The sequence below is a fragment of the Chitinophaga sp. SYP-B3965 genome (genome assembly GCF_009647655.1).
GTDB lineage: Bacteria > Bacteroidota > Bacteroidia > Chitinophagales > Chitinophagaceae > Chitinophaga.
In genome coordinates, this window is record NZ_WJFD01000006.1 from 36,833 (window position 1) to 62,596 (window position 25,764).

Here is a 25,764-nt window from a genome sequence, read left to right on the forward strand (position 1 = left end):
TTCGTTTAAAATTTAACCATCAGGTTGAGGCCATAACTTCTTGTGCGGGGCACCCCGAACATTTCAAATCCTTGTGCATTAGAGTTATTGAAAGTAGACTCAGGATCGATGTTTGGTGCATCCTTGTACAGGATGAGCAGGTTCCGCGCAACAAACGAAAGCGATACGGATTGCAGTTTCGCAAATGAGAATACTTTTGCAGGAATACTATAACCCAATACCACCTGGCGCAGTTTGATGAAGTCAGAAGAATATACAAACCGCTCTGACTGGTTCTTGTAGTTATCATAGTAAGCCTGTAACCCTGCTCCGGTAAAGGTTCTGGAATAAGGTTTATCATCTTCATCCACACCCGTTACCGTTAAACCACCATCTCTGCCGGGTAAAGTGATCTTATGCAAACCAAAGCGGGTAGCGTATAAGTTGGTGCCGGAATATACATGGCCACCAAACTTACCATCTATCAGGAAGCTGAAATTAAAACGTTTGTAACTGAAGGCATTGTTGATACCACCTGTTAATGGAGATACCCCGGTACCAAGGTCTTCCAGACCGGTGGTAGCTTCAAATCCATTTGTTTTGGAATTGAAAACGGGCAGTCCCTGTGCATTCCTTTTTACCTTGTATCCTTTAATGATACTGAAGGGTTTACCTACTTCTGCGAAGATGAAGGCATAGTTATTAACGGCAGCATCCATTTGGATACGATCCAGTCCGGGCGCCAGTTTTACTACTTCATTCTTATTATAGGCGAAGTTGAAATCTACTTCCCATATGAAGTTCTTTCCTTTTATGGGCAAACCACTCAGGCGAAGTTCCACCCCTTTGTTACTCATTTCACCCACATTCAGGAGTGTGGAATTGTAACCGGAACCGGTAGAGATACTTACCTGTACAATATCGTCTGTTGTTTTCCTGTTGTACACTGCAAAGTCTGCAGAGATGCGGCCATTCAGGAAACTCGCTTCAAAACCGGCTTCCATTGTTCTTGTAACAAAAGGTTTCAGGTCTGGATTTGGCGCATTCAACAAACCGGAAGTAGTACCTACTGTTTGTGTGGGCGCTTGTAAAGGCTGGCCAAGATGACCACCACCGGGTACGAGGCTATATGTTTGATTCAAAGAATAAGCAGTGGGGGTACCGCCACCAGTTTCTGCCCAGGAAGTTCTCAGTTTTGCGAAAGAAACCCAGGAAGGTAATTTCACTGCTTCTGATAAGATGAAACTGATACCGGCAGATGGGTAAAAGATATTATTGCTTTTGGGAGATAAGGTAGAGAACCAATCATTTCTACCGGTAGCGGAGATATAGATCATGTTCTTGTAACCGAAGTCAACACTGGCAAATAATGAATTAATTGCATTGCGGCCCAAAGCATTGTTAGTAGTAAGACTTACCACGTTGGACGGGTCATAAAAACCAGGTTCTGCAAAATCAGTACCCAGCAATGTGGTAGATTGTATTTTGCGTTTCATCTGGTTTCCACCGGCCATAACATCGGCGGTAAAATCCTTTCCGAATTTGCCCTGATAGTTTAAGGTGAGTTCAGCATTGGTTTCTGTGATGCCGGTAGTAGATTGCTGATAGAATCCTTTGGGAGCATATGCCGTACCTGTTGGCACTATACCATTCCAAACAACAGAAGTATAATCATGGGTAAAACGTCCTTTCACGAACAGGTTATCCAAGATGTTATATTTTGCCGATCCGCTTCCTATAAAACGGTTACGGTTATCGTTATTGACAAAATTATTGACTACGAAATAAGGATTGCTGGCAAAACCGGATGGGTTCCACAGTGTTTCTGCACCTGTCAGTTTATCGTATCCGGGTGCAAGATCCCTTACATCAACAGAATTTGCGAGCATATAAGTACCCCAGTTAGGATTACCTGGTGCATCAGAAACGTTCGCGCGGCCTATTGCTTTTTCTACATTGTATTGTGCAAATCCTTCTACGGTGAGGCGTTTGGATAAAGTGCCCACTAAAGCAAGTGTACCGATCTTTTTATTTAATTGCTGATGCGGTACCAGACCCTGGTTGTTCATATCAGATAAAGAGAAGCGGTAGTTGAATGCATCACTACCACCGGAAGCTGCTACTGTATTGGTAAAAGTTGAACCAGTTCTGTAGAAGTTCTTAATATTATCCTTCTGCGCAACGTAAGGGCGGCTCACGCCATCAAACTGGATCACATTCGTGCCGTCCAGTTTGGGGCCGAAAGAAAGTCTGCCCGAAGCAATGGCATCTGCCTGTGTTACAGGTTTAACACCACCCTGGCCCTGACCGTATTCATATTGCCAGTCGGGTATAATAGAAGGTGTTTCAAAAGTGAAGGTGGAATTATAATCCAGGCCGATCCCTTTTTGTTTGGCACCTTTCTTTGTGGTGATGAGGATCACACCGTTTGCTGCGCGGGAACCATACAATGCAGAGGCAGGGCCGCCTTTCAATACAGTAATAGATTCAATATCATCCGGATTGATACCGGCAATACCATCTCCCCTGTCTGCATTCAAACCAATAGAAGCGTTACCACTTTGTGGAGAATTGCCGGTGGAGTTATCGATGGGCATACCATTGATCACATACAATGGCTGGTTATCACTGAAAGAACCGTTACCGCGGATCACAACACGACTGGAGCTACCGGGGCCGCCAGCAAGACTGGAAGCGTTCACACCGGGAATTTTTCCGGTGAGGGCATCTGCCACATTGATCTCACGGGCCTGTGTAAACTCACTACCTTTTACTTCTGTTACGGCGAAGGTTAGTACTTTTCTTTGTTTCTTAATACCGAGGGCGGTTACTACGAATTCATTCAAGTCTTTGGAATTTTCCACGAGCTGAATGTTGATTTCCGTTTGCCCGGATGGTACGGTTATCTGTTTTGTTTCATACCCGATAAAAGTAACAACGAGTTGAACGGGGCTTTGGGAGGCAGGTACTTTTAAAGAGAACTTACCCTCCTCATTGGTAACTGTACCTAAACCTTTAACGTTGGCCACAGAGATCGTGGCGCCAATGATTTTTTGTCCATCTGCAGCACTGGATACCGTACCAGAGAGTTGTACGGGAGAAGATTGGGCGATACTTTTTTGGCAAAACAGCACGCTGCATAGCAACAAGAGCAGTTTTGGGAAAGCAGCCGGTTTACGTGTTTTCATCGCTGTGGTTTGGTTGATAAATTTCAAATAATGCAAAATCCTTGTCTAAAAGTAGTGATTAGAATCGTTTCTGCAAATTATTTGCAATAAATAATTGCAGTTTATGCGAGGTGCTTTTGAACGATTGAGTGGTATTATTTTATAAATGATTGATTTTAAATTGATTGATATTATGTAGTGTTTACACGAAGGCTTATTTTTACCGCAGAAAAATTATTTAATGCACAAAAAGTGCGAAATTGTCATCTATATTCTATTTTTGTTAGATTGACATTAACATCAACCGTAGTTGAAAATGGATATGGATATTAACACGCAGGACCAGTTACCGGTTTCGCTGACCAAAAAGGCCAGGAAGAAACTGATCATTAAACAAGTGAACATTCACACACGGATCACCTATAGTGATCTTGTGACCCTGATCAATGTATCGGAGGATACGATCCGCCGGGATGTTAATGAGCTGGCTGAGGATGGAGAAGTGGTGAAGATCAAAGGTGGCGCCATGTCTATTGCCTATCATTACGGGCATGAATCAGAAACTTACGCACAGAATAATAAGGCTGTTATTGCGGAAAAAACGCTGCAATTACTGCGGGATGATATGATTGTTCTGATCGGCGGGGGAACTACCATCCGGGAGTTTATTAAAAAGATACCGGTAACGCTGAGGGCTACTTTTATTACGGTGAATGTATTGTCTGCGGTGGAATTGCTGGATAAGCCGATGATCAAAACGATTGTGATCGGGGGGCAGATATCTGCTTACTCGCAGATGTCTGTAAGTGGGGAAGTGTTTGAGTATCTTTCTAATATTAAAGCTGACCTGTGTATCATTGGGACGAATGCGATAGACCCGGCTAATGGGTTGACGGATTCTGATTGGGAGACGATACAGGTGAAAAAGGCGATGATCAAAGCGGCAGATAAAGTGGCTATCATGGCTATTTCTGAGAAGTTGAATTCTTCTATGAAGATGAAGATCGCGGATCTGCAGGAGATTGATTATCTCATTACGGAGTTGCCGGCGGAGAGTGCGGAGTTGCAGCCTTATAAGACGAAGAATCTGGTGATATTATAGTTTTTTTGCTGAGGGTTTGCCGCGCAGCAGAGGGGGGATTTTTTGTGGAGGGTGTTTTTTTATGTTGTATGTTTTTATAGAGGGAATTTTTGTGGAGGGGGATTTTTTATGTTGTATGTTTTTATAGAGAGGATTTTTATGGAGCGTGTTTTTTATCTTTTATAATCCTTTTTCCAACCGATATTGTTCCTGTAGTTTGGGTGGTGCTGCATTATACCATGCACTGTTAATAGCGTTCACCAGCATTCCCTTCTTTACTTTCTTTAAATTCACAGCCGTCCAGCCCTGACGGCCCCAGCCTCCTTCTACGGGATAAAAGCTTTTAGGATCTTCTTTGCAAAAGGCAGCCTGCTCATCCGGGGTGAAAGCAAAATTTGCAGAAGTGGTTTCCGGCCAGAGGGTTGTAAAGATGCGCCGTTTTGTTCTGAAAGCGGGATGGTTCCAGTGTGCTACTTTTTCCACGCCGGGTAAGGCCAGGCATAATTCTTCAAATGTTTCCAAGTCTACCATACCCCGAAATTACAAAAACTGGCAAAGAAGAAATTGTAAGAATGCGACATTGATCGTACATTCATTTCAAAACCATACCGATGAGCCAGTGGAAATCACCGAATTTTAAGAACGGCACCTTTCATAATCAATCTCCTACAGAAGTAATGTCGAAAGATGCTTCTACATTGAAGATCCTTTTGCGTTTTCTTCGTAAGCCGAAATCGGTTAATCCTCCTAAGGTTTTACCTTCTGTTAAAACAGACCTGCTGCATTTAGCTCCATCGGAAAACCCGATGATCGTTTGGTTCGGGCACTCTTCTTATCTCATTCATCATAATGGCCTCAACATACTGGTAGACCCCGTTTTCAGTGGCCATGCTTCTCCTGTTCCCTTTTTGGTAAAAGCTTTTCCTGGGGCAGATGCTTTTAAGGTATCAGACCTTCCTCCCATCGATATCCTGATCGTTACGCATAATCATTATGATCACCTGGATAAGAAAACACTTTGCCAGCTGAAACCTAAAGCGGTGTATACAGCTTTGGGAGTTGCGCGTGATCTTCCCTTCCCGGCTTCTCTTGTTACTGAAATGGACTGGTGGGATACGGCATCTTATTCCCCTGAAGTTAAACTAACAGCGGCCCCTGCACGTCACTTTTCCGGACGGGGTATTAAACGGGGTGGTTCCCTCTGGGCTTCCTTTATACTTGAATTACCTGGTGGCTTCAAGCTTTATCTTGGCGGGGATTCCGGCTATGATACGCACTTTAAAACGATCGGTGAAAAATTTGGTCCTTTTGATATTGTGATCCTGGAAACCGGGCAATACAACACCGACTGGCCGATGATCCATATGAGTCCGGAAGAGGCAGTACAGGCTGCGCAGGAATTGAAAGCCAAAGTGCTGCTGCCCGTTCACTGGGGCAAATTCTCGTTGGCGCTGCATCCCTGGGATGAACCGGTGATACGCACCGTGGCCGGGGCTTCAGGAAAGATCAAAGTGACTACACCACGTATAGGGGAGCCGGTTATATTGAATGTTAGTTATCCCGCCGATCCCTGGTGGAAATTGTAAATACCCGAGAGAAATACCCCCGCTTATCCTGCGTATATCTACGCTTATTTTCAGGTAAATGCTACCTGTTCAGTGCATTATCAGGAATGTAGCTTTGCTTTATCATTTATACTTAACCTCAAAAAAAGCAAAGATGTCTACCGAGAAAAAACCACTTAACGGCTTTACCATTGTAGCCGGTGAAAAACAGGCGGTGAGCAATGTGCAGACTATCCGCACACAAGTATTGCAAGACCGCACCATCTTTAACATGCAGGCTGTAGGCCGCAACTACAAACTGGCGCAGGCTTATACCAGCGTACGTAATTTAAAGATGATGGACCCTAACAACATTAAACTGAAAACGTACGCCGAGTACCTCACCATCAATAAAAGATTCCTGGACCTGGTGCCCCTGATAGAAGAAAAACCCCGTCCCGTTTATCCAACTAACGAAAGCTATTTAAATACCTACAGCTGGTTACGCCATCCACGTGGTAAAGTAGTAGTGTTAGTGCATATAGACATCTACACACAAGTAAAAGCTAACGTAGACCGTTATGTACTGGACCTTGGCCGTGATGGCTATTGGGCAACCGTTCACGTAGTAAGAGGTGGCAAACCAGCTACCATCCGTAATTATATTCGCGACAAAGCGCCTGTTGGTTGTGTAATGGTTGGTGCTATTCCTGTTGCCTGGTTTGAAATGAGCGATGACTTCAACGGCAACAGTTCTGAGTTCCCCTGCGATCTCTTCTACATGGACACCAATGGTACCTGGGTAGATTCTGATGCAGATGGCAAATACAATTCCGTAACCGGAGACGTTACCCCCGAAATATGGCTGGGCCGCATATGGACACCTACCCTGAATGGCAATGACGCCGCCCTCATCAACAATTACTTCGACCGTAATCATCTTTTCCGTCTCGGATCCCTTGGCCACTCCCGTTCCGCACTCGCTTATGTAGAAGACGACTGGACCAGCTTCGACGATTGCGAAATGGACCTGATGACACCTGCTGCCTATATAACCAAATACACTAACCCTGACATCACAGATGCGGATCTTTACAAGGTAGAAGTGAACAAAACGCGCTCATTCGTGCAGCTTTGTTCACATTCTTCCCCGCATGTGCATTCCTTCCGTGCAGATGGTGCAACAGAATGGATAGACCGCGCTTATTTCCGCGATGAACGTTGTCCTAATGCCAACTTCTACAATCTGTTCTGTTGCAGCACTGCCCGTTTCACAGAAAATGATTACCTCGGTGGCTGGTACATTTTCGACAAAACTGGCGGAGAAACAAATATGGGCCTTACCGTAGTGGGCAGTACCAAAACAGGCTCCATGCTCTTCTTTGCAGACTTCTACGATCCCATCGGTAAAGGAAAATGTATAGGAGATGCAATGGTTGACTGGTGGAAAGCCCGCGGTACAGATCATGACCTTGGAGAAAGACAATGGTTCTATGGTATGAGCGTGCTCGGTGATCCAACCCTTACCTGGTGGAAAGGAGCAGTGCCCCGCCCCACTGAACCAGCAGAAGGATCTGTATTCAATCACTACCCACGCAGCATGACGTTCCGTTGGGCACCAGTAAACATTCCGGGCGTTACTTACAGTCTTGAAGTAGATGCTTATGGCGCTGTAAACTCAGGCCAGTGGGCAGCACAATCCTTCCGGAGCTTTGCGGTATATCATAATATTACCGGCACTTCTTTCAACCACAACTTCGTAGGTGCACAACCTGGCAGATGGAGAGTAAGGGCTAAGATCGGCGACAGGTATTGCAACTGGAGCTGCTGGTGTTATTTCCGTTTTACAATTTGAGCAAAGATTCAGATATAGCCGAGAACACAAAAAGCGGCCCCTCATCGGATGAGGCGGCTGCTTTTTTTTATTTGGTATTTAGAAATAATCTTTTACTTTTGCAGTCCTTTAATGGATGCCCAGATGGCGAAATTGGTAGACGCACTGTGTTCAGGTCGCAGCGTTCGCAAGGATGTGCTGGTTCGAATCCAGTTCTGGGCACAAAAAACGCTAAACCCGCTCTAAGAGCGGGTTTAGCGTTTTTTGTGCTATTCCCTATTGTATTTACTAATCAGTTCATAGGAGGTTCGATTTCGGCACCTCGTTTTCCTTGATAAAGTTGAACTCTACGGAAGCATAAGTTTAGTGTCAAATGATTGTTGTCCTCAGTATTGAAAGTCTGCATTCCCAAGTAATGCTTCACTGTCTTGTAAAAATAGAGGGTATTCAAAGGTTAAATTAACGCTCTCTCAACAAGTATCTGAAGTCTATGGACAATCACAAATAATACTTTAAAACTTCGAGGGAATTTACACCGCCCGGATTAAAGCATTTCCTTAAACTACATTTCCCACCTCTTCCGACGCCCCTGCATTATGCTGCAAAATGACCCTACGTAGCCGATCCTCATGTTCGTCGCCCCAAAGACCAATGGATTGAATCAATGGAATGAGTGTTTTGCCAAATTCCGTAAGACTGTATTCTACCTTTGGGGGTAAAACCGGAAAGATCTTTTTAGTGACCAATTCATGATCTTCAAGTTCCTTCAATTGCACATTCAACACCCGTCGGGTTACATCCGGAATTTTCCGCTGAAGTTCACTTGGCCGTAAGTTGCCTATATGGATGAACCAAAGAATACGGATCTTCCATTTTCCATACAATACTTCACCAACCAGGTCAAGTCCACAATTGAGCGTCGGAGTAGTCTTTTTAATGTACATAACTACAAATATACCAAACACCCGATGAACGGTCAATACGGATAAATTTGTCCGTATCTGATTCGTAAGTCCGTAATTGTTTGCTTCCTGCATACTATCGAGATTTGCACTACAAACAAAAACACATGGAACAGCAATTCAACTACAGCAACGAATTATCCGGTAAGATAGCCTTAGTAACAGGTGGAACCAAGGGGGCTGGTAGAGCAATCGCAGAACGCTTAAAGGCCGCTGGTGCAACAGTAGTCATTACCGCGAGGAACAAACCCGAACAGTCAGATGCAGACCTTTATTTTGTTCCAGCTGACCTAAGCAAGGCAGAAGAGGTGCAAAAAGTAATCAGCGAAGTGCTGTCAACCTATGGCAGGCTGGATATCCTGGTAAACAACCTTGGTGGTTCATCAACACCCGCCGGTGGTTTTTCAGCATTGAATGATGAGGACTGGATATCAACCTTACAAGCAAATTTACTTGCTCCTGTCAGGCTTGACAGGGGATTTTTACCGCAAATGATCGATCGGAGAAGTGGTGTAATTATTCACATCGCTTCCATCCAGGGCAAATTGCCGCTATATGATTCTACCTTGCCGTACGCAGCTTCAAAAGCAGGATTAATCAATTACAGTAAAAGTTTATCAAATGAAGTTACGCCTAAAGGTGTGCGCGTGCTAACTGTTTCGCCGGGATGGATAAATACAGCAGCATCGATAGCGTGGTTGGGCGAGATTGCAAGAAATGCAAATAGTACTGTAGAAGAAGCTCAGCAAAGTGTCATGAATGCATTGGGTGGAATACCTTACGGCAGACCCGCCGAACCGGAAGAAGTCGCAGAATTGGTTGGCTTTTTAGTTTCACCAAGAGCTAAATACTTAACAGGAACAAATTTCGTCATTGACGGAGGAACAATACCAACAATCTAAAAACTTAAATCACGTTATCATGGAATTACCAAAAGTAGTAGGTCGTTTTATAGAGACACAAAACAATTATGATAGCAAGGCTTATACGGACTGCTTCACTGTAACGGCCGTTGTTCATGACGAAGGTAGAATCCATAACGGCAAGGAAGAAATTCGCCAATGGATCGAACATGCAAATGAGACTTATCAATCTTCAATGGAGCCTCTAAATTATGAGCAGTTCGGATCAAACGGAGTGCTGACATCAAAAGTGTCTGGCACTTTCCCAGGAAGTCCACTAGTATTAAAGTTCCATTTGGAATTTAGGAACGAACTCATAGAATCTTTAAAGGTCACCGGGTAAATTGACATATTATCAAGTTGAACATATACGGCCTACATTCCCAACTTTCAAGTTAACAGAATGTTAAAAAGCGAACATCTATTCAGACAATTGACGGCATAAAGCATGTAGTACCCAATTCAACTTGCTTAAAATCAACATCAATTGGTTCGAAAACTTACCGCTACTGGGCACTTCAAAGCCTCGTAAATTAATTTTTACGAGGCTTTCTTTTTATCTTAGTCTCCTTATGCTGAGAAGAACATTTTTATTATTAACCGGAGCATTGTTCCTTTTTTCCTTTACTGAAAAAAAAGAAACAGTTTGGGTAGCAGTTGGAGACTCTATCACCTACCTGAACGATCACCCGGATGAGACAGGTAACCGTGTTACCAAAGGATATTTAAGCCGCGTGACTGATGAATTTCCTAACCTACGTTACATCAATCAGGGACATAACGGCTGGAAGTCCAGCGATATCGCCAACAAGATCGAAGATCTGGGACTGGTGAAAGCTGATGTCTACACCGTATTCTTAGGCACAAACGACTGGTGGGGCGGCCGGCCTGTAGGAAACATCGATGATTACAAAAATAATACAGGCACTAATTCTGTATCCGGCTCATTCAGGATCATCATCGATAAGCTGCGCCAGTTGAATAAAGAGGCAAAAATAGTGCTCATCACTCCTATGCAGCGTAATGATTTTGTTTATTTATTTGATGCCGCTAATAATGCGCATGGTTCATACAAAACTAAAAACGGGCTATCACTGGAAGCATTTGCCAACGCGGTGACCGCTATTGGAAAGCTTGAAAATATACCGGTTATCGATCTATTCCATGATCCCTTGCTTGACCTGAAGCACATGGTGAACTTCAAACGTTTAAGAAATCCTCATACCGGTAAATATATAAATTATCGTTACCCTAAATTCACCAAAATACCATTTGATCCAAAAAACGATGAATATCCATATCCACCCACAGCTGTAAATATTACTTATGATGGATTACATCCCTCAGATAGAGGAAATGAGATCATTGCGAAGAAGGTTGCAAATGTGTTCAGGTTGGTTGGGGTTGCGCGATGAAGGTGCTTTATAACTACATTTACTATACAGCAAAAGCAAAAGTACAAGCAACCATGAAAGACTTCCAATTAAACCACAAACCCGAAAACATACTAATCACAAAATACGAACCCCTACTCCCCCCAAAACTCATACAACTATGGCAAGAGCACGGCTTCGGCTCCATTGCAGGCGGATACCTTAAAATCGTTAACCCGGCAGATTTCGAAGAAACCCTGAAAGAAATTTACAGCCCCATTTTTAAGAACCCAATTGTAATGTTTGCTACCGGGATGTCTGATCTGATAATCTGGGAAAACAATTATACTGTTCTTCTTAATTGCAGACATGGGATTTCTAAAGTAATTGAATCCGGATTTAATTACTTCCTGGAAGATATATACGACAAGGAATTTATCGATGAGGAATTGGAAGGAGGAAACTACTTTAAAGCAAAAGATAAGATTGCCTTTGATGAATGCTACGGTTATGTACCATTACTGGGATCAGGGGGAGCAGAAAAAGTAGAAAACCTTCAAAAAGTAAAAATAAAAGAACACATCTCTATCATTGCTCAAACGCTGGGCAAGATTGAATAACGATCAAACAGGGCTATAATCTCCGCAGGCCTTTTAGAGAGTTTATCTGCCGAAATACGCATTGAACTACCATCTTTAAGATCTAAAACGATGGAATGCGTTTTCCTCTCCTGGTTACTATTCATCTCATTTGAATAATACTGCTCCGTTTCCGTCTCCATCCGGTAAGATCCGATATCATCCCATCTGCAAAATTTACCGGAAGACTCCAAACCATCTTTAGTCAATATAAAAAACACATGGCGTTTAAAAATCACAACAAAGGCAAATGCCGCCACAACAACTATAAAAACAGTGAACAGCGCTGCCAGTATAAACGCAATACTTGTAATCCTGTATTGAGACATGATATAGAACCCGGGAAAGAGGAATGTGATGGCAACAAGTAACATCATTGGCAAGTCACTTGTTGTTCTCTTTATAGCTATGGTTTTCATTTTCAGTCAGCAGGAATGGTTAATTAAAAATACAAAATACTTGCATAGGATTTTTTTACTATTTTGGTAAATAGCTGTTTTTTCTTAAGAAATATTAAAAAATGAAACGAACTACAAAGATCCTGATCGGGTTCCTCCTGCTACTATTTTTCCAGGATACCTTTGCACAAACCTATAAGAATCCACTGCCGGTAGAATTTGGAGATCCTTATGTCCTGCAAATAAAAGGCGACAAATATTATATGTACGGAACCGGCGGCCATGCCAAAAATGGATTTGCGGCTTATTCCTCTACAGACCTGGTGAACTGGAAAGACGAAGGCCAGGTATATTATGCAAACAACAAGAACGGCTGGAGTGATTCTACAGCTGCATGGAACGGAGCCTACTGGGCGCCTGAAGTGTATGAATACAAGGGCAAGTTCTACATATTTTATAGCGCTCAGTGGAAAGAGAATCCCAATAAGGATCTCGAAAACTTTCGTGTTGGAGTGGCTGTAGCAGACCATCCTGCAGGGCCATTTGTAGATATAAGTAACAAGCCTGTTTTTGACCCCGGCTATCCTATTATAGATGCCAACGTACTGTTTGACAAAAATGGTAAAATCTATCTTTACTACTCCCGTTGCTGTTACAAACATGCTGTGGAAAGCGAAGTGGCCACATGGGCCAAACAAAAAGGATGGTTTGAAAAAATAGAGGAAAGCTGGGTGTACGGCGTTGAATTGAAACCTGATTTCAGTGGCGTAATTGGCGAGCCCGTATTGTTATTACGCCCTCCTGTAAAAATGAATGATAAGCAGGCAGGTTGGGAAAGCCGCTCAGTTACGTCGAAAGAAGTGAATCGCCGGTGGACAGAGGGGTCTGTTGCCTTCAAAAAAGGAGATACTTACTATATGATGTACTCTGCTAATTATTTCGGCGGCAAGAACTACGCAGTGGGGTATGCCACTTCAAAATCCCCGCTGGGGCCGTTTACAAAAGCAGCCAACAATCCCGTATTGCAGAAGAACATTGAGCAAGGAGGTGTAGTAACAGGAACAGGACATAATAGCATCACTTACTCGCCAGACGGGAAAGAGATGTTTTGCGTATATCATGCCAGGACATCAGCGACAGGTGATAAACGCGTAGTTTTTATTGACCGGATGAAGATCTTAAAAGACGGGAAGCTTGTTGTAGAGGGACCAACCACTGCTCCACAGCGAGTACCTGGAAGCAAATAAAAAAAGGGCTTGTAAATCTTACAAGCCCTTTTAAATTTATTTCTTCTGCTGCGCCAGGAATGTAACAAGGGAAGCAAGTTCTTCGTATGATAATGCATTCGTGAGGCCAGCCGGCATCATAGATGTTTTCATTTCCTTACGGCTCAGGATATCACTTGCTTTAACGGTGAATACGTTACCACCGATATCTCTCAGCACTACTTTAGTAGCAGTTTCTTCTGTAACAAAACCCATATAGGTCTTATTACCCTTCGCAGTGATCGTTACTGTAGCAAATCCCTGTGAAATAGATGCATTAGGTTTGAGGATGGATTCTGTGATCTGTTCTCTGTTCATGATAGATCCGATCTGCCCCATAAAAGGGCCTTTCATTTTCTCTCCTTTACTGATACTATGGCAGGCAACACAACCCTGACTGGTAAACAGTAATTTCCCTTTGGCCGGATCTCCTTTCAAATTATTAACAGCCAGCAAAATATCTTCAATAGACGATTTACCTACCTGGCCTTTTTTACTTTTTATTTTCTCGAGATCTACTTTAGGTTCTTTAGATGCAACTGCCTCTGCTTTTTTCTCTGGTGCGAATGCAGCAATATCCATCCTGGTGCGGGCATCCAAATCTCTGAAGAACTGTTTTTTAGCAGGCGCCTTCAACGCTTCTTTCTTCAGGAACTTTTCGATAGCTGGCGATTCTTCCCAAAGTACCCCTTTGTAATAAGGGCCATGTGAATCTGGCCTTGTGCCCCACCACCATGAAGCATCATATGCTGCCTCTTTTTTATAAAGGCGCGCTAACGTAATAAGGATCTGCTTCTTCAGCTTTTCATCTTTCGACAACTGGTAAGCATTCATTAAACCATTAACCGCTTTCGGATCATGCATATAACGCAATGTCCACAATGCGAGGGATGAATTTCCGCTCTTGATCGCTGCTACGGCAGCATCTACTGCATGAAGACTTACAAGGGCCTGTACAGCGAGGTGCGGTAACACAATATCAGGATTAGGTGTAGCGTGAGGGCCTTCCACATCCTTAGCAGGTTCAACAAATGATGCAGGCACTTTAGTTTGTAGCAAAGCAGTGGCAGCATCAATACGGCCTAAACGTCCCAGCCCGATTATTGCAGCGGCGCGGACACGTAATGACGAATCTTTAAGGGCTGCCATGAAAGGTTCTTCCGAAACATCTTTAAGGATGCCTTTACGGTCTGCCAAAGTACGCAATGCGTATTCTCTTATTACAGCATCTTTTGTCAATGCAGTTAAAACAGGAATACCTTCTGCTCCGGCAGCCTGTGCGTAAGTATAGATACCGGCAATACGGGCATACAAAGGCAATTGCGCATCTGAAGCGATTTGCAATGCAGCCTGTTTATCATTTCGGGTGATCAGTTCCTGAGAAGCACTCAAACGGGCCACGGCACTGGCGGATTTCAGCATTCCTGCCAGTTCTTCAATTGTAGCTTTGGCTACATCAGGAAATGCAGTGAAAGTCCAGTTATTAGGTACTGCCCGGATCACATAACCTTTACTGGCACTACCGGAATAACCTGCACCATCCCATGCTGAAAGGAAAAGCCTGCCAGATCCATCAACATCCAGATCGGTGATTTGAGCAAGTTTTATAAACTCTTCTTCTTTTTGCGTGAAGGTTGGGCCATCAGGCATTACTCTGTGAATGTACAGCATGCTTCTGCCCCAATCGGCCATCATGGGAACGTTGTTGTATTTCTCGGGCCAGTTTGGTTCCGCCATAAATAAAGCGCCTGTACCAGAACCACCACCAACATCCACAAGGGCAGGCAATATTTCATCTGTAAAATGCTGGAACAATACCGGGTAGCCATATTCTCCGGATTGGATATGGTGAGAGAACCGCACATTCCACCCTCCGCCATCATTGGTATTTTCCCTTGTAAAAACATTCATATAAGGATCAATGGCCACATCATATACGTTACGTGTTCCATGGGTAAAGATCTCCATTTCGGTACCGTCAGGGCGTACTCTTACAACCCCTCCACCCAGCATAGTCAGTTTCTGACCGGAACGATCTGTGGCATTGTGAAATCCAAAATCCCCCACGGAAATATAGATCCAGCCATCAATACCCATCCTGATACCATTGGTAGCATGATCAGTTCCCCGCTCCTGGATGTATTTCGTATTACTGAGGTTTTCGATCAATGGTTTGGGATCACCGTCTGCTTTCCCATCCCCGTCTTTATCTTCAAAAACTACCAGGGCCATGCCTGTAGCTTTACCGGTTTCTTTAGAAAATGTGGTGTGCAACACAAAAACCTGGCTACCCTGCACAATGATACCACGGGGGTTATCCACCACCGCAAATTCAATGTGCTCGTCCATCGTACCGTCGTTATCCTTGTCGATCAGTTTGAGGATCCGGCCTTTCCCCGGGTCTTTTCCCAGCGAACCGATCATATCCACTCCTACAAATACTTCGCCGGTTGGAGCAACCGCCAGGCAAGCCGGGCTGGGCGTTACATCAGGACCTGAAAATCTTGTAACAGTTAATTCAGGTGGATAGGAAGGGGCTTTTTGAGCGTTTACGCTAATACATACCGTAAGGGAACAGATCAGACCCAGAGAAAACTTAATCATTTGTTTGTGCTGTTAATTTAATGTAGACTACTAATGCTTATCAAAAGAGTGGATCAATATAGAAAAAATAAAATTCCATGGTGAAATTATTTTTTGGGTGGTATGTCAAGTTCCTTTCAGAATAATTGTCAGGGAATCCTGTCCCACCTTTCAGCATAAGCAAATTTGTAGCCATTATATTCATTGACAGGCATTAAACCAGCAGAAAGGCCTGCCGCTGTTAAGTCAGCTATCAACGGAGGCGAGGGATGACGCCATTTTCCACCCCAGCTTTTGTTTACACCATAATTGATAAAAGAGCGAGTGTAAAAATGGAGTCTTGTCAGGAGATGTAAGTTCGAATTATGATTGGATCCATGATGTGGGATCTGAAACAACCAGAATGCATCCCAGTAATGTTTATATTTTTCATAAAAAGCGTTAACATCTGCTGCTGCTAAAAGGAACGAATCTGAGGTAAATAATGTATTTGGAATGATTCGCTGCTCTAAATACCTATCATATCTGTAATAGTAGACCTCTAATAATTTAGTAAATACTTGTGTCGATAGTGTGCCATCCATTTTTTTTACTTCCAACGCATAAAAACGTCTATCAGTACACTCCCCGTTGCCGGTAAGCATACGAAAGTTCTCATAAAGATTATAGTGCATCAATGAAAGAGCGGTTGTATTCATATTCATCAATTCACCTGCAGCTATAGATATTCCCTTCACCTCTTTCAATGCATCCTTAAATAATTCTTTTACGATCGTCGCAGACGCCATACTCTTTATTACTTTCACCAATTCATCCATACCAGGGGAAGCGGGGTCTTTGAATTCGAGTGCATATTTCTTAATTAATAATTCATACACTTTCTTGAAAAATGCTGCGTTATCCTTTCCAATATCCTTCCTGTAAAATAAAAATTCCATCACGGCAACATCTCTAACTGAAACCAGGCCTTTCTGTGAATCTTTCACTTCCTTTGGATGCATCCCTGGCTTGGTTTTTAGTTCTGTCAACCTCTCTTGGGTCATAAGCGCCGTACCTCGCTCAAATCCAAAGTTGATCCCATCACCTTCATTTCTTAATCTATCCGGATTATTATCAGTATTGCTAGGCGGAGGGAAAGGCGGGTTCTCCGGATCACTATTGATCAGTATGAACTCACCACCATCATCCAGGTATTCCCCAAGATTGCCCACCGGGTCTATAATGTTATCTATAACGGTTAGATCATCCGCGTTATTTGTGTTTATCTGCTTTTGCCCAATCAATCTCAATACCAGGAATAACCGTTCTTCGAAATTTATAAAAGGAGCTACTATTTTCTTCACCTTCATTCCCTCTAAAAGAACAGACAGGTGATTAACATGATCTGCATCAAAATGTGATATGATCAACAGATCAATTGTGCCTCCATCAGGAAAATTAACTCTCTTGTATTGTTCGATCTCCTCCTTTATATTCGCTTTATTGAGACTTCCACAATCAAAAACGAAGAAGAATTTCTGATAAGAAATTGGTTCTATATCAACATTTCCACTATAGAATAAACCTTGTCCAACGGGATGGAGATAAAATTCCTGATTAAGATTAACTTTATACATATAACCTTGTTTGGGGATGAAGAATAAGTATAGGCCTGGTTAACTGGAGTAAATTAAAGCTATATAAATAATATCATATTTACAACCCATCGTGTATTTAGCTTCTTTTCTCATTTGCAGAATAGAGAATATTTCCTTAACTTCCCTTAAGCACCCTAAAATACTTGTTCCCTATGCCTGAGTTCCCCAATGAATTAGGCCTTTCCCTGTCTGGCGGTGGATATCGCGCAGCTGCTTTCCATCTCGGCACTTTAAATAAACTGGAAGAATTAGGTATTCTTTCCAAAGTAGACGTACTTTCTACCATTTCCGGTGGATCCATTACCGGAGCTGCCTGGTGTCTGCATAAAGGAGATTATAAACGCTTTCACGAGGAAATGAAAACAGCGCTGAAGGAGAAAAGTGTTATCAAAGCAATCATATTTTCATGGATCTTTATCCGTACGTTCTTACTCATACTGAGCCTTTTAACACTGGCCATCTGGCTAACTTTCACAAGTTGGTCCCAATTGTCTTACCTGGTATTTGCTTTACTGATCTTCCTGCTTTTGAAATACCAATTTAAGATATTCAATGTTAGTAAGGTGATAGAACGAACATATAATAAATTCTTTTACAAGGGAAAAACTTTGCATGAATTAAATGAACGCCCTCTATTAGTTATAGGCTCTTCAAACCTACATACCGGCCGCCCTTTTTCTTTTTCCAGATTAAAAATGTCTGACTCCACTTATGCCTACAATTATAGCCCACCGATCGTTTTCAAACCCGAAAAATTCCCTATTGCCCGGGCCGTAATGGCATCCTCCTGCGTTCCCTTTATTTTTTCTCCTGTTATGATTGCAGGTGACTTTTTTGATGAGGAGAATGATTTCAAACGCATCCGTCCGGTCTTAGTAGATGGAGGTGTTTACGATAATCAGGGCATCCAAAAGATCACACAGGAAAAAAGCAGTTATTTATGTCGTGTGATCATTACTTCTGATGCAGGTGGCGGTTTTATAGCGGATAAGCGATACCCTAATACATTAGCCCTGCTGTTGCGTTCCGTTAATCTTTTTATGTACAGGATCAAAACTGCGCAGATGACGCAGCATGTTTATAAAAATGTAAAAGGCAGCCCAATTGCCTATTTCTCACTGGACTGGAAACTGCAATACTGCCTCTCAGGATTTGTTAAAAATATGACAGATAGATTGGTGCCGGATGAAGTAATCAGCAAACATGGATTTGATGCAGAATGGCTGAAAGATCCAAGGCTACATCAGGAAAAGATCACTGCGCACCTGATACAAAGCGTGAAATATGAAGAGATCATTAAAAGAGGGCTTAATGAAGATCAATTAAAGATTGCCAGCAAAACAGGCACGAATCTCCGTGGCCTTTCCGAAGATCGGATCAACTTTCTGATCAGGCATGCGGAAAACCTCACAGAACTACAGGTAAGATTATACTGTCCCGATTTAATATAACTATATGAGCATCCCAAACAAAATCCCTCCCTTCAGAAGGCTTCGGGGTTACGCTTTTGACCCCTCCCTGTCATTACGGGGCGATACCGCTTTTATTAATAACATTGTATACAATGTACCATGGGAAAGCAATCTGAAACCCGGACCCATTGGTGAATATGTAGAGATCATTGATTTTGATCCCACTACTGGCAGGCATTATGTACCGTTAAACCTGAATGATGTGAACCTGCTGGCACAGGATGGACTGGAACCTTCTGAATCCAATCCGCAGTTTCATCAGCAAATGACCTATGCAGTGGTAATGACCACTATCAGTAATTTTGAAACGGCATTGGGGAGAAAGGTATTATGGGCTCCCCGACGGCTGGAAGATCGGGGTAAGTATGCAGATTATGTTCCCCGGCTACGCATTTATCCTCATGCATTACGTGAAGCCAATGCTTATTATAGTCCGCAAAAAAAAGGGCTTTTGTTTGGTTACTTTGAGGCCAGGCCGGCCAATAGCACCTTACACATGCCAAATTCCTTTGTATTCACCTGTTTAAGTCATGATATTATTGCACATGAGGTAACGCATGCCATATTAGATGGTCTGCATCCTTCCTATTCTGAAGCATCAAATGCTGATGTACTGGCTTTCCACGAAGCATTTGCGGATATCGTGGCTTTGTTTCAGCATTTTACCTTTCCAGAGGTATTGAAACACCAGATAGCAAAAACAAGAGGCGATCTGGGCGCACAAAATTTGTTGGGAGAACTGGCACAGGAATTTGGAAGTGCTATAGGCGGCTATGGATCATTAAGGGATGCCATTGGCAAGATAGATCCTGTAACAAAACAATGGAAGGCCACTGAGCCCTCCGGGGAAGAATACGGCAATATCATGGAACCGCATCAAAGAGGAAGCATCCTGGTATCCGCTGTATTTGAAGCCTTTATCACCATTTATAAAAACCGCATCAAAGACCTTCTCCGCATGGCTACCGGAGGAACAGGTGTATTACCTCAGGGAGAATTGCACCCGGACCTGGTGAACCGTTTATCTACAGAGGCTGCCAAAGCTGCTAAACATGTACTGAATATGTGTATCAGGGCATTGGATTACTGTCCGCCCGTAGATATCACTTTTGGAGATTATCTCCGGGCTATTATCACAGCTGATTCAGCCCTTATGAAAAACGATGTTCGTGATTACCGGCTGGCATTCATTGATGCATTCAGAAGGCGGGGCATCTATCCACAGGGATTGAAAACCTTCAGTGTGGAAAGCCTGGCATTAAATCATCACACACCCCTGTCTCCGGACACAAGCAAACTGATGGAAATCCTCGCTGATTTTCTGAAAGAATACCGCAACAATATCATGTATGAATCTGACAGACAAAAAATATATGAGGAATCAAAGAAGTATATCACAGGAAGAAAAGATGAAAATATCCAGGGCCTGCATGAGCGCATCAACATTAAGTTTGAAGATAACAAAGAGTTTCAGCAGCTGACCGGCCTTGTATTCAATAGTAATTGGGAAGAATTAGGCATACGCACTTCAGCGAAAACATATAAAGATGGAGCAATAGGGCCATCCTTTCAAATACAGAATCTGCGCGTAGTTTCCCGGGTAGGGCCAGATGGCAATCTGGTAAATCAGATCGTGTTCTCTCTTGTACAACGGAGTGCGGTTGAAATGGAAAATGGCGCTTTTAAGCGGCATTTCGATCCTGCAGGAACAGAAGAATTAAAAAGCAGCCAATTCTTCCTGTTTGGGGGTTGTACCATGGTTTTTGATCTGGATACGATGGCATTGAAACATATAGTATCCAAACCATTACTGGATACAGCCAAACTAAAAAAAGGCATGCCACCGGAAATAGATAAAGACAGGATAGAACGGCAGTATCGCTATCAACAAGAGGAAGGCGTGATGCACCTAAGTGAGCACAGCCTATATTTTGGTAGTGGACTACAGAATAAAATGAATGAACCTTTTTCTTTCTTACATCATTAGCTTATTTCATGGCAAAAGCTGTTAATACAAAAAAGATCACCCACGCAGTTGTACGTATGTATTGCATGGGTACCGGCGATTGTTTTATTATCAAATTCTTCGCAGGTAAAAAAGAGTGTTTCAAGATGATGATCGATTGTGGTGTGTGGTCTGGCAAAAAGGAACACTTAACTACTTATATAGAGGACCTGAAATCCTACGTAGATAATAGCATTGACCTGCTCGTGGTAACGCATGAACATGCAGATCATGTATCTGTATTTGAAACTTGCCAGGAACTTTTCACAAAAAATTTTAAAGTAAAACAGACCTGGATGGGCTGGTCAGAAGATGACCGCCTTTCCAAAATAAAAAAATGGAAAACTGAACATGGTGAAAAGAAAAAGGCCCTGGCAATGGCCGCGGAAAGATTAGAGAAGACTGTGAATGAAGAAGAAGAAAAAGGTGTTACTAAACCGGGATTGAATAATAAACAGATCATGGGCGCCAGAAAGCATTTCTCCCTGTCTCTCAAGAGCTTCTCAGACCTTCATGTACAAGGTGTGGCTGGTAATTATAAAGGGGCATTGGAAGGCATGCGGATCGTAAAGAAAGAAATTGCCAAAGACAAAATTGAATATTTGTATCCGGGAAACATTATTGAAGATCTCCCTGGCCTGGAAGGTGTGAAGTTTTATGTATTAGGGCCTCCGGAAAAATGGGGGGAAGTGGAAGAAGAAGGCGGTGGAGAAGGAGAAAGTTACACCCACAACAAAGAATTAAAGGGAGGAGATGCTTTTGCGGCTGCAATCCTTAGTGATAGCGCTGGGACAGATACGGAGAGCATTCTTCCGTTTGAAGAGTTCTACGAAACAAAGATATCTTCTGCCATAGATCTTTATAAGGAAGAGGAAAATGCCTGGCGTAATATTGATAATGAGTGGCTTTTTAGTGCAGGGAGCCTTGCGCTGCGTATCAACAGTCTCACCAATAACCTGAGCCTCGCACTTGCTATTGAATTTGAAGACAGCAAGCGTGTGATGTTATTCCCAGGTGATGCTGAATATGGCAGTTGGTGCAGCTGGCACAAAATAAACTGGGAAGGCACCGCAACGGTAGAAGACGGCAAACATTTCACACAAGATCTGTTAAGGCGCACTGTATTCTACAAAGTTGCCCACCACATGAGCCATAATGGCACGGCGAAAAGGCTGGGATTGAATATGATGGAAAACAAGGACCTTGCAGCGATGGCAACACTCGATTATGGTGTGATTGCTCCCGGCTGGGATAGTACAATGCCCAACAGGGAAATGCTGTCGGAACTATTACGAAAAACAAAAGGGAAGGTCATGATCATGAATGACAACGATCTCTTTTTTGATTTTCACGGGCAGGAACCATTGCCGGCAAAGATCGAAGAAGCCAGGAAGAAAATGAGCACCAAAGAGATGGCTGCCTTTAACAAAGCATATAACAGAGCACCGGGCAATCTGTATGTAGAATATACAGTGAAAGCCTGATCCTTTCCTTCTTTTGACCTTACGGAACCTTTGCCAGCCCTAGTATCAGTTCAATGATTTCATTGGACACTCAAAATGATGACTACCAGAGCCTATTTCCGCTTTATCCCCTGAGCAAGGCAATACCACAGTGGCACTGGTATTAGCAGGGATCTGCACATCCAGCTTAAACACGTTATTTTCTATCTTCCATGATGAAACCACCAGTCCATAAGGTGTATTCAGCTCTCCGGAAACACTGGTAATACCACCACCGGGTTTAGGGCTGATATGGATCTTTTTATACCCTGGGGCGGCGGGATCTGAATTGATACCTGCCATATTCCGGTACATCCAGTCGCCGATAGCACCATAAGCATAGTGGTTATACGAATTCATATCAGGCGTTTGGAAGTTCCCGTTCGGTTTGATACCATCCCAGCGTTCCCAAATAGTGGTGGCACCCATCTTTACAGGGTATAACCAGGATGGATAGCTTTGCTGCATCAGCAGATCATAGGCCACGTTGATATGTCCGAAACGTGTAAGTACATGACATAAATAAGGAGTTCCTAAAAAACCTGTTGTGAGGTGGTTACCATAACTTCTGATATTTTCTACCAGCCGTTCTGCGGAGGATGCTCTTAACTCCTCTGGCAGCATGTCAAATTGAAGAGCCAGTACATAAGCTGTCTGTGTGCTGGACACCAACCGGCCGTTTCCGGTCATGTATTCTTTTATAAAGGCTTTTTTAATTTCACTGAGCAATGTGGTGTATTTGTCAACATCATCCTGCTTTCCTAATGCTCTTGCGGCATTGATCACTAATTGAGTAGAATGCGCATAAAATGCCTGTGCGATCAGGTACTTGTCTGTTACCGCAGCTCTGCCATCGTTATCGTCATCAGGGCGATAGAACAACCAGTCGCCAAAATGAAAACCGGTATTCCACAGGTTATTTTTCGCTTTTGCACTGATGAATCCTACCCAATTCTTCATGCTTTCATACTGCACTTCCAGGAGACGTTTATCGCCATACGCCACATACATATCCCATGGAATGATGGTAGATACATCCGCCCATCCGGCAGAAGCACCATCATTTGCACCCAGTACATTGGGGATCACATGTGGGATCAGACCACTGGGCTGCTGATCAGCCTTCACATCTTTCAACCATTTGGTAAAGAAGCCGGCCACATCCATATTGTATGCAGCGGTGTTTGCAAAAGCTTGCGCATCGCCGGTCCAGCCCAGGCGTTCATCACGTTGCGGACAGTCTGTGGGCACATCTACAAAGTTTCCTTTTTGCCCCCATTGTATATTATGTTGTAACTGATTGAGCAAAGTATTTGATGTGGTGAACTTTCCGGTAGTAGCCATATCTGAATAAAGGGCTACTGCCGTGAGGTCTCCTGCTTGTAATTCACCGGGATAACCATCTACCTTCACATACCTGAAACCCATAAATGTAAAATGTGGTTCAAATGACTGCTCCTCATTTCCTTTAAGGATGTAGTGCGCCTGTGCCTTTGCTGATCTGAGGTTTACTGTATAAAAATTACCTTCCTTATCCAGCACTTCTGCATGGCTCAGCGTGATCTTAGTACCAGCGGTACCTTTTGCTTTAAGGACCACCCATCCTACGAGGTTTTGACCAAAGTCCACTACGGTTTCTCCTTTGGGCGTTTTAAATACTTTTAAAGCTTTGAATTCCTCATGCTTTTTGACCATAGGGCCACTCATTCCTACCAGTTGCTCCGTTCCTTTTTCCAGCAAACGCACATTGGCCCATGAACTGCCTCCCGCATATCCTGCTGTGGCCCAACCTGTTTTCTCTTCTCTGGCGTCATAAGTTTCACCATCATAAATATCTGCTGCCATGATAGGCCCGTAAGCTGTTTTCCAGCTTTCGTCTGTATTGATGGATTCCTTTGTTCCGTCTGTATATACTATTTCCAGCTGCATCAGCAAAGCCCGGGTATCACCATAGAACCTGCGCTGGCTGCCAAAACCGATCCGGCCTTTGTACCATCCGTCTCCAAGCGTTACACCTATAGCGTTCGCCCCATTCTTTAAAGATGCCGTTACATCATATACCTGGTATTGAAGATGTTTTCGATAGCTGGTCCAGCCCGGTGCAAAGTAGCTGTCACTTACACGCTGACCATTGATGTTGGCTTCGTACAAACCTTTGGCGGTGATATACGCGATAGCAGATCTTATTTTCTTTGTGACGGAAAATTCTTTTCTGAATAAAGGGCTTCTTGCTAAGGTATCCTTTTCACTTACAGCAATCCATTTAGCCGTCCAGTCTGCAGGTTGCAGGCCGGTTTGCCAGAACTGTACATCACTCCAGGCAGAAGTATTTCCCTGGTTATCGGTGACCCTTACCTGCCAGAAGTAGCGTGTTTTAGATTGTAATGCAGGGCCTTCATAAGGGATCAGTATCGACTGGCTTGTTTTGCCCGTGCCTTTCCACACAATCCCTTTTCCTGCAGTCAGGCCATTTTTATCTGTGCCCACCCTGATCTCATAGGCCGTTTGCAGGATGTTCTTAAGCGGGGATCTTAACTTCCAGCTCAATCGTGGGGCAGATGCGTCTATGGACAAAGGGTTTTCAAGATGTTCGACGGTAAGATCGCTTACAGTGATCTTCTGGGCTACGCCAGAAAGTGCCGGGATGAGGAAAAGTGCTAAAAGTAGAATTTTCGTGGAAAGGCTATTCATATGCATCATATTAGTATAATATACTAATATCTACAGTAATTTTCAGATAAGCGTCATGAACTGTCCTGCCAGAGGAAAATTGTGGAATAAATACATTTTTAAGCAAAACAGGGCTGACCCAAAAGAAGAATCTCTTTTAGGTCAGCCCTATTATCCTGGTCACTTCTATTTAATGCGTTGCTTTTACAGGAGCACCCTGCTTCAGGTGAATGGTCTTCTTCTTTCCCGGCCCATGAAGTAACCCTGTCTTTTCAAAAGGATTCACTGGTACATCGGAGAAGTAAGTAACTGAAAATATCTCTTCACTAAGCAACGAACGTACAAGTATCAACACGCTATTTTTCTTTTGGGGATGCATGTAAAATACTCTCGCCATGTCAAATGGCAAATTAGGGTCCGAATATACACCTTGCAGCTTAAATCCATTAATTACTACAGGTATTTCAGCCAGGTCATGCTCCTTTGACAGATCCAGCTTTTCATATAAAACTGGCTTTGATTTTGCGTCATATGAAACTTCCACCCCTCCGTTCTTCACAGATCTACACTTGAAGTTACCTGCCGGCATTTTATGTATCGGTTGCCAGTATTGCTTCTTGTGTGTTTTGTCTGCATGCAGGTTGATAGCAAGATAGGATGCATCTATAGCAGGTTGTTGAGAAAATGCCTGCTGAACATATAACAATAGTAATGTAAAAATATAAACCTGTTTCATTAAAGCTTGCATACAT

At 43.2% G+C, this 25,764-nt stretch carries 19 protein-coding genes and 1 tRNA gene; 12 read left to right on the forward strand and 8 right to left on the reverse strand.

The genetic code is table 11. The features are described 5' to 3' along the window. Positions 1 to 5: 5 nt before the first annotated feature. The gene (locus tag GFS24_RS24985) at positions 6 to 3,167 is read right to left on the reverse strand and encodes a SusC/RagA family TonB-linked outer membrane protein (protein ID WP_153664465.1); all 3,162 of its coding nucleotides are present in this window, start codon (positions 3,165 to 3,167) and stop codon (positions 6 to 8) included. 295 nt (positions 3,168 to 3,462) lie between these two features. Between GFS24_RS24985 and GFS24_RS24990 the strand changes: the two genes are divergently transcribed. Then, positions 3,463 to 4,248: a DeoR/GlpR family DNA-binding transcription regulator gene (locus tag GFS24_RS24990; protein WP_253906591.1), complete on the forward strand. Its 786-nt coding sequence runs from the start codon at positions 3,463 to 3,465 to the stop codon at positions 4,246 to 4,248. A gap of 159 nt (positions 4,249 to 4,407) precedes the next feature. On the opposite strand, the gene GFS24_RS24995 is transcribed toward GFS24_RS24990, so the two are convergent. Beyond that, a complete protein-coding gene (locus tag GFS24_RS24995; protein WP_153664467.1) occupies positions 4,408 to 4,758 on the reverse strand; it encodes an MmcQ/YjbR family DNA-binding protein in 351 nt (116 codons plus the stop codon). Between the two features lie 80 nt (positions 4,759 to 4,838). Here GFS24_RS24995 and GFS24_RS25000 point away from each other — a divergent pair, with 80 nt between their 5' ends. The 3 genes from GFS24_RS25000 (at position 4,839) to GFS24_RS25010 (ending at position 7,827) form a co-directional block, all read left to right on the forward strand. Further along, positions 4,839 to 5,813 carry an MBL fold metallo-hydrolase gene (locus GFS24_RS25000; protein ID WP_153664469.1) on the forward strand — a complete coding sequence of 325 codons (975 nt, stop codon included), beginning with the start codon at positions 4,839 to 4,841 and terminating at the stop codon, positions 5,811 to 5,813. 133 nt (positions 5,814 to 5,946) lie between these two features. Then, positions 5,947 to 7,626: a C25 family cysteine peptidase gene (locus GFS24_RS25005; RefSeq protein WP_173003190.1), complete on the forward strand. Its 1,680-nt coding sequence runs from the start codon at positions 5,947 to 5,949 to the stop codon at positions 7,624 to 7,626. A gap of 117 nt (positions 7,627 to 7,743) precedes the next feature. Continuing rightward, positions 7,744 to 7,827 (forward strand) — tRNA-Leu (locus GFS24_RS25010). Between the two features lie 335 nt (positions 7,828 to 8,162). Here GFS24_RS25010 and GFS24_RS25015 read toward each other — a convergent pair. Beyond that, positions 8,163 to 8,642 carry a helix-turn-helix domain-containing protein gene (locus tag GFS24_RS25015; protein ID WP_253906592.1) on the reverse strand — a complete coding sequence of 160 codons (480 nt, stop codon included), beginning with the start codon at positions 8,640 to 8,642 and terminating at the stop codon, positions 8,163 to 8,165. Positions 8,643 to 8,674: 32 nt separating this feature from the next. On the opposite strand from GFS24_RS25015, the gene GFS24_RS25020 reads away from it, so the two are divergent. The 4 genes from GFS24_RS25020 (at position 8,675) to GFS24_RS25035 (ending at position 11,462) form a co-directional block, all read left to right on the forward strand. Beyond that, entirely contained in the window at positions 8,675 to 9,469 is a 795-nt protein-coding gene (locus tag GFS24_RS25020) for an SDR family oxidoreductase (protein WP_153664473.1), read from the forward strand. A gap of 19 nt (positions 9,470 to 9,488) precedes the next feature. After that, positions 9,489 to 9,812 carry a nuclear transport factor 2 family protein gene (locus GFS24_RS25025; protein WP_153664475.1) on the forward strand — a complete coding sequence of 108 codons (324 nt, stop codon included), beginning with the start codon at positions 9,489 to 9,491 and terminating at the stop codon, positions 9,810 to 9,812. A 229-nt stretch (positions 9,813 to 10,041) separates the two neighbouring features. Further along, positions 10,042 to 10,884, forward strand: coding sequence for an SGNH/GDSL hydrolase family protein (locus GFS24_RS25030; protein ID WP_153664477.1), 843 nt, complete (start codon positions 10,042 to 10,044; stop codon positions 10,882 to 10,884). Positions 10,885 to 10,937: 53 nt separating this feature from the next. Further along, positions 10,938 to 11,462 carry a T6SS immunity protein Tdi1 domain-containing protein gene (locus GFS24_RS25035; protein WP_153664479.1) on the forward strand — a complete coding sequence of 175 codons (525 nt, stop codon included), beginning with the start codon at positions 10,938 to 10,940 and terminating at the stop codon, positions 11,460 to 11,462. On the opposite strand, the gene GFS24_RS25040 is transcribed toward GFS24_RS25035, so the two are convergent. Beyond that, positions 11,438 to 11,899 (reverse strand): hypothetical protein, encoded by a 462-nt coding sequence (locus GFS24_RS25040; protein ID WP_153664481.1) that lies wholly within the window; start codon positions 11,897 to 11,899, stop codon positions 11,438 to 11,440. The genes GFS24_RS25035 and GFS24_RS25040 overlap by 25 nt on opposite strands. Positions 11,900 to 12,000: 101 nt before the next feature. Here GFS24_RS25040 and GFS24_RS25045 point away from each other — a divergent pair, with 101 nt between their 5' ends. Further along, positions 12,001 to 13,125 (forward strand): glycoside hydrolase family 43 protein, encoded by a 1,125-nt coding sequence (locus tag GFS24_RS25045; protein ID WP_153664483.1) that lies wholly within the window; start codon positions 12,001 to 12,003, stop codon positions 13,123 to 13,125. A 36-nt stretch (positions 13,126 to 13,161) separates the two neighbouring features. Here GFS24_RS25045 and GFS24_RS25050 read toward each other — a convergent pair whose 3' ends face one another. Continuing rightward, a complete protein-coding gene (locus tag GFS24_RS25050) occupies positions 13,162 to 15,747 on the reverse strand; it encodes a c-type cytochrome (RefSeq protein ID WP_153664485.1) in 2,586 nt (861 codons plus the stop codon). Between the two features lie 128 nt (positions 15,748 to 15,875). Further along, positions 15,876 to 17,342 (reverse strand): hypothetical protein, encoded by a 1,467-nt coding sequence (locus tag GFS24_RS25055; RefSeq protein WP_153664487.1) that lies wholly within the window; start codon positions 17,340 to 17,342, stop codon positions 15,876 to 15,878. A gap of 173 nt (positions 17,343 to 17,515) precedes the next feature. On the opposite strand from GFS24_RS25055, the gene GFS24_RS25060 reads away from it, so the two are divergent. The 3 genes from GFS24_RS25060 to GFS24_RS25070 are packed head-to-tail and all read left to right on the forward strand — an operon-like array spanning position 17,516 to position 22,324. Beyond that, positions 17,516 to 18,814: a patatin-like phospholipase family protein gene (locus GFS24_RS25060; protein ID WP_153664489.1), complete on the forward strand. Its 1,299-nt coding sequence runs from the start codon at positions 17,516 to 17,518 to the stop codon at positions 18,812 to 18,814. 4 nt (positions 18,815 to 18,818) lie between these two features. After that, positions 18,819 to 20,822, forward strand: a complete 2,004-nt coding sequence (locus tag GFS24_RS25065; protein WP_153664491.1) for a hypothetical protein — start codon at positions 18,819 to 18,821, stop codon at positions 20,820 to 20,822. Positions 20,823 to 20,830: 8 nt separating this feature from the next. After that, positions 20,831 to 22,324, forward strand: coding sequence for a hypothetical protein (locus GFS24_RS25070; RefSeq protein WP_153664493.1), 1,494 nt, complete (start codon positions 20,831 to 20,833; stop codon positions 22,322 to 22,324). 45 nt (positions 22,325 to 22,369) lie between these two features. On the opposite strand, the gene GFS24_RS25075 is transcribed toward GFS24_RS25070, so the two are convergent. Together GFS24_RS25075 and GFS24_RS25080 are read right to left on the reverse strand one after the other, a co-directional pair. After that, entirely contained in the window at positions 22,370 to 25,042 is a 2,673-nt protein-coding gene (locus GFS24_RS25075; RefSeq protein WP_253906593.1) for a glycoside hydrolase family 78 protein, read from the reverse strand. A gap of 160 nt (positions 25,043 to 25,202) precedes the next feature. Continuing rightward, a complete protein-coding gene (locus tag GFS24_RS25080) occupies positions 25,203 to 25,760 on the reverse strand; it encodes a hypothetical protein (protein ID WP_153664495.1) in 558 nt (185 codons plus the stop codon). Between the last annotated feature and the right edge of the window lie 4 nt (positions 25,761 to 25,764).

What these genes read in the sequence shown, in the direction of transcription:
- GFS24_RS24985 (WP_153664465.1), bottom strand. Translation starts at nt 3,167, where the DNA reads ATGAAAACACGTAAACCGGCTGCTTTCCCAAAACTGCTCTTGTTGCTA.
- GFS24_RS24990 (WP_253906591.1), top strand. Translation starts at nt 3,463, where the DNA reads ATGGATATGGATATTAACACGCAGGACCAGTTACCGGTTTCGCTGACC.
- GFS24_RS24995 (WP_153664467.1), bottom strand. Translation starts at nt 4,758, where the DNA reads ATGGTAGACTTGGAAACATTTGAAGAATTATGCCTGGCCTTACCCGGC.
- GFS24_RS25000 (WP_153664469.1), top strand. Translation starts at nt 4,839, where the DNA reads ATGAGCCAGTGGAAATCACCGAATTTTAAGAACGGCACCTTTCATAAT.
- GFS24_RS25005 (WP_173003190.1), top strand. Translation starts at nt 5,947, where the DNA reads ATGTCTACCGAGAAAAAACCACTTAACGGCTTTACCATTGTAGCCGGT.
- GFS24_RS25015 (WP_253906592.1), bottom strand. Translation starts at nt 8,642, where the DNA reads ATGCAGGAAGCAAACAATTACGGACTTACGAATCAGATACGGACAAAT.
- GFS24_RS25020 (WP_153664473.1), top strand. Translation starts at nt 8,675, where the DNA reads ATGGAACAGCAATTCAACTACAGCAACGAATTATCCGGTAAGATAGCC.
- GFS24_RS25025 (WP_153664475.1), top strand. Translation starts at nt 9,489, where the DNA reads ATGGAATTACCAAAAGTAGTAGGTCGTTTTATAGAGACACAAAACAAT.
- GFS24_RS25030 (WP_153664477.1), top strand. Translation starts at nt 10,042, where the DNA reads ATGCTGAGAAGAACATTTTTATTATTAACCGGAGCATTGTTCCTTTTT.
- GFS24_RS25035 (WP_153664479.1), top strand. Translation starts at nt 10,938, where the DNA reads ATGAAAGACTTCCAATTAAACCACAAACCCGAAAACATACTAATCACA.
- GFS24_RS25040 (WP_153664481.1), bottom strand. Translation starts at nt 11,899, where the DNA reads ATGAAAACCATAGCTATAAAGAGAACAACAAGTGACTTGCCAATGATG.
- GFS24_RS25045 (WP_153664483.1), top strand. Translation starts at nt 12,001, where the DNA reads ATGAAACGAACTACAAAGATCCTGATCGGGTTCCTCCTGCTACTATTT.
- GFS24_RS25050 (WP_153664485.1), bottom strand. Translation starts at nt 15,747, where the DNA reads ATGATTAAGTTTTCTCTGGGTCTGATCTGTTCCCTTACGGTATGTATT.
- GFS24_RS25055 (WP_153664487.1), bottom strand. Translation starts at nt 17,342, where the DNA reads ATGTATAAAGTTAATCTTAATCAGGAATTTTATCTCCATCCCGTTGGA.
- GFS24_RS25060 (WP_153664489.1), top strand. Translation starts at nt 17,516, where the DNA reads ATGCCTGAGTTCCCCAATGAATTAGGCCTTTCCCTGTCTGGCGGTGGA.
- GFS24_RS25065 (WP_153664491.1), top strand. Translation starts at nt 18,819, where the DNA reads ATGAGCATCCCAAACAAAATCCCTCCCTTCAGAAGGCTTCGGGGTTAC.
- GFS24_RS25070 (WP_153664493.1), top strand. Translation starts at nt 20,831, where the DNA reads ATGGCAAAAGCTGTTAATACAAAAAAGATCACCCACGCAGTTGTACGT.
- GFS24_RS25075 (WP_253906593.1), bottom strand. Translation starts at nt 25,042, where the DNA reads ATGATGCATATGAATAGCCTTTCCACGAAAATTCTACTTTTAGCACTT.
- GFS24_RS25080 (WP_153664495.1), bottom strand. Translation starts at nt 25,760, where the DNA reads ATGCAAGCTTTAATGAAACAGGTTTATATTTTTACATTACTATTGTTA.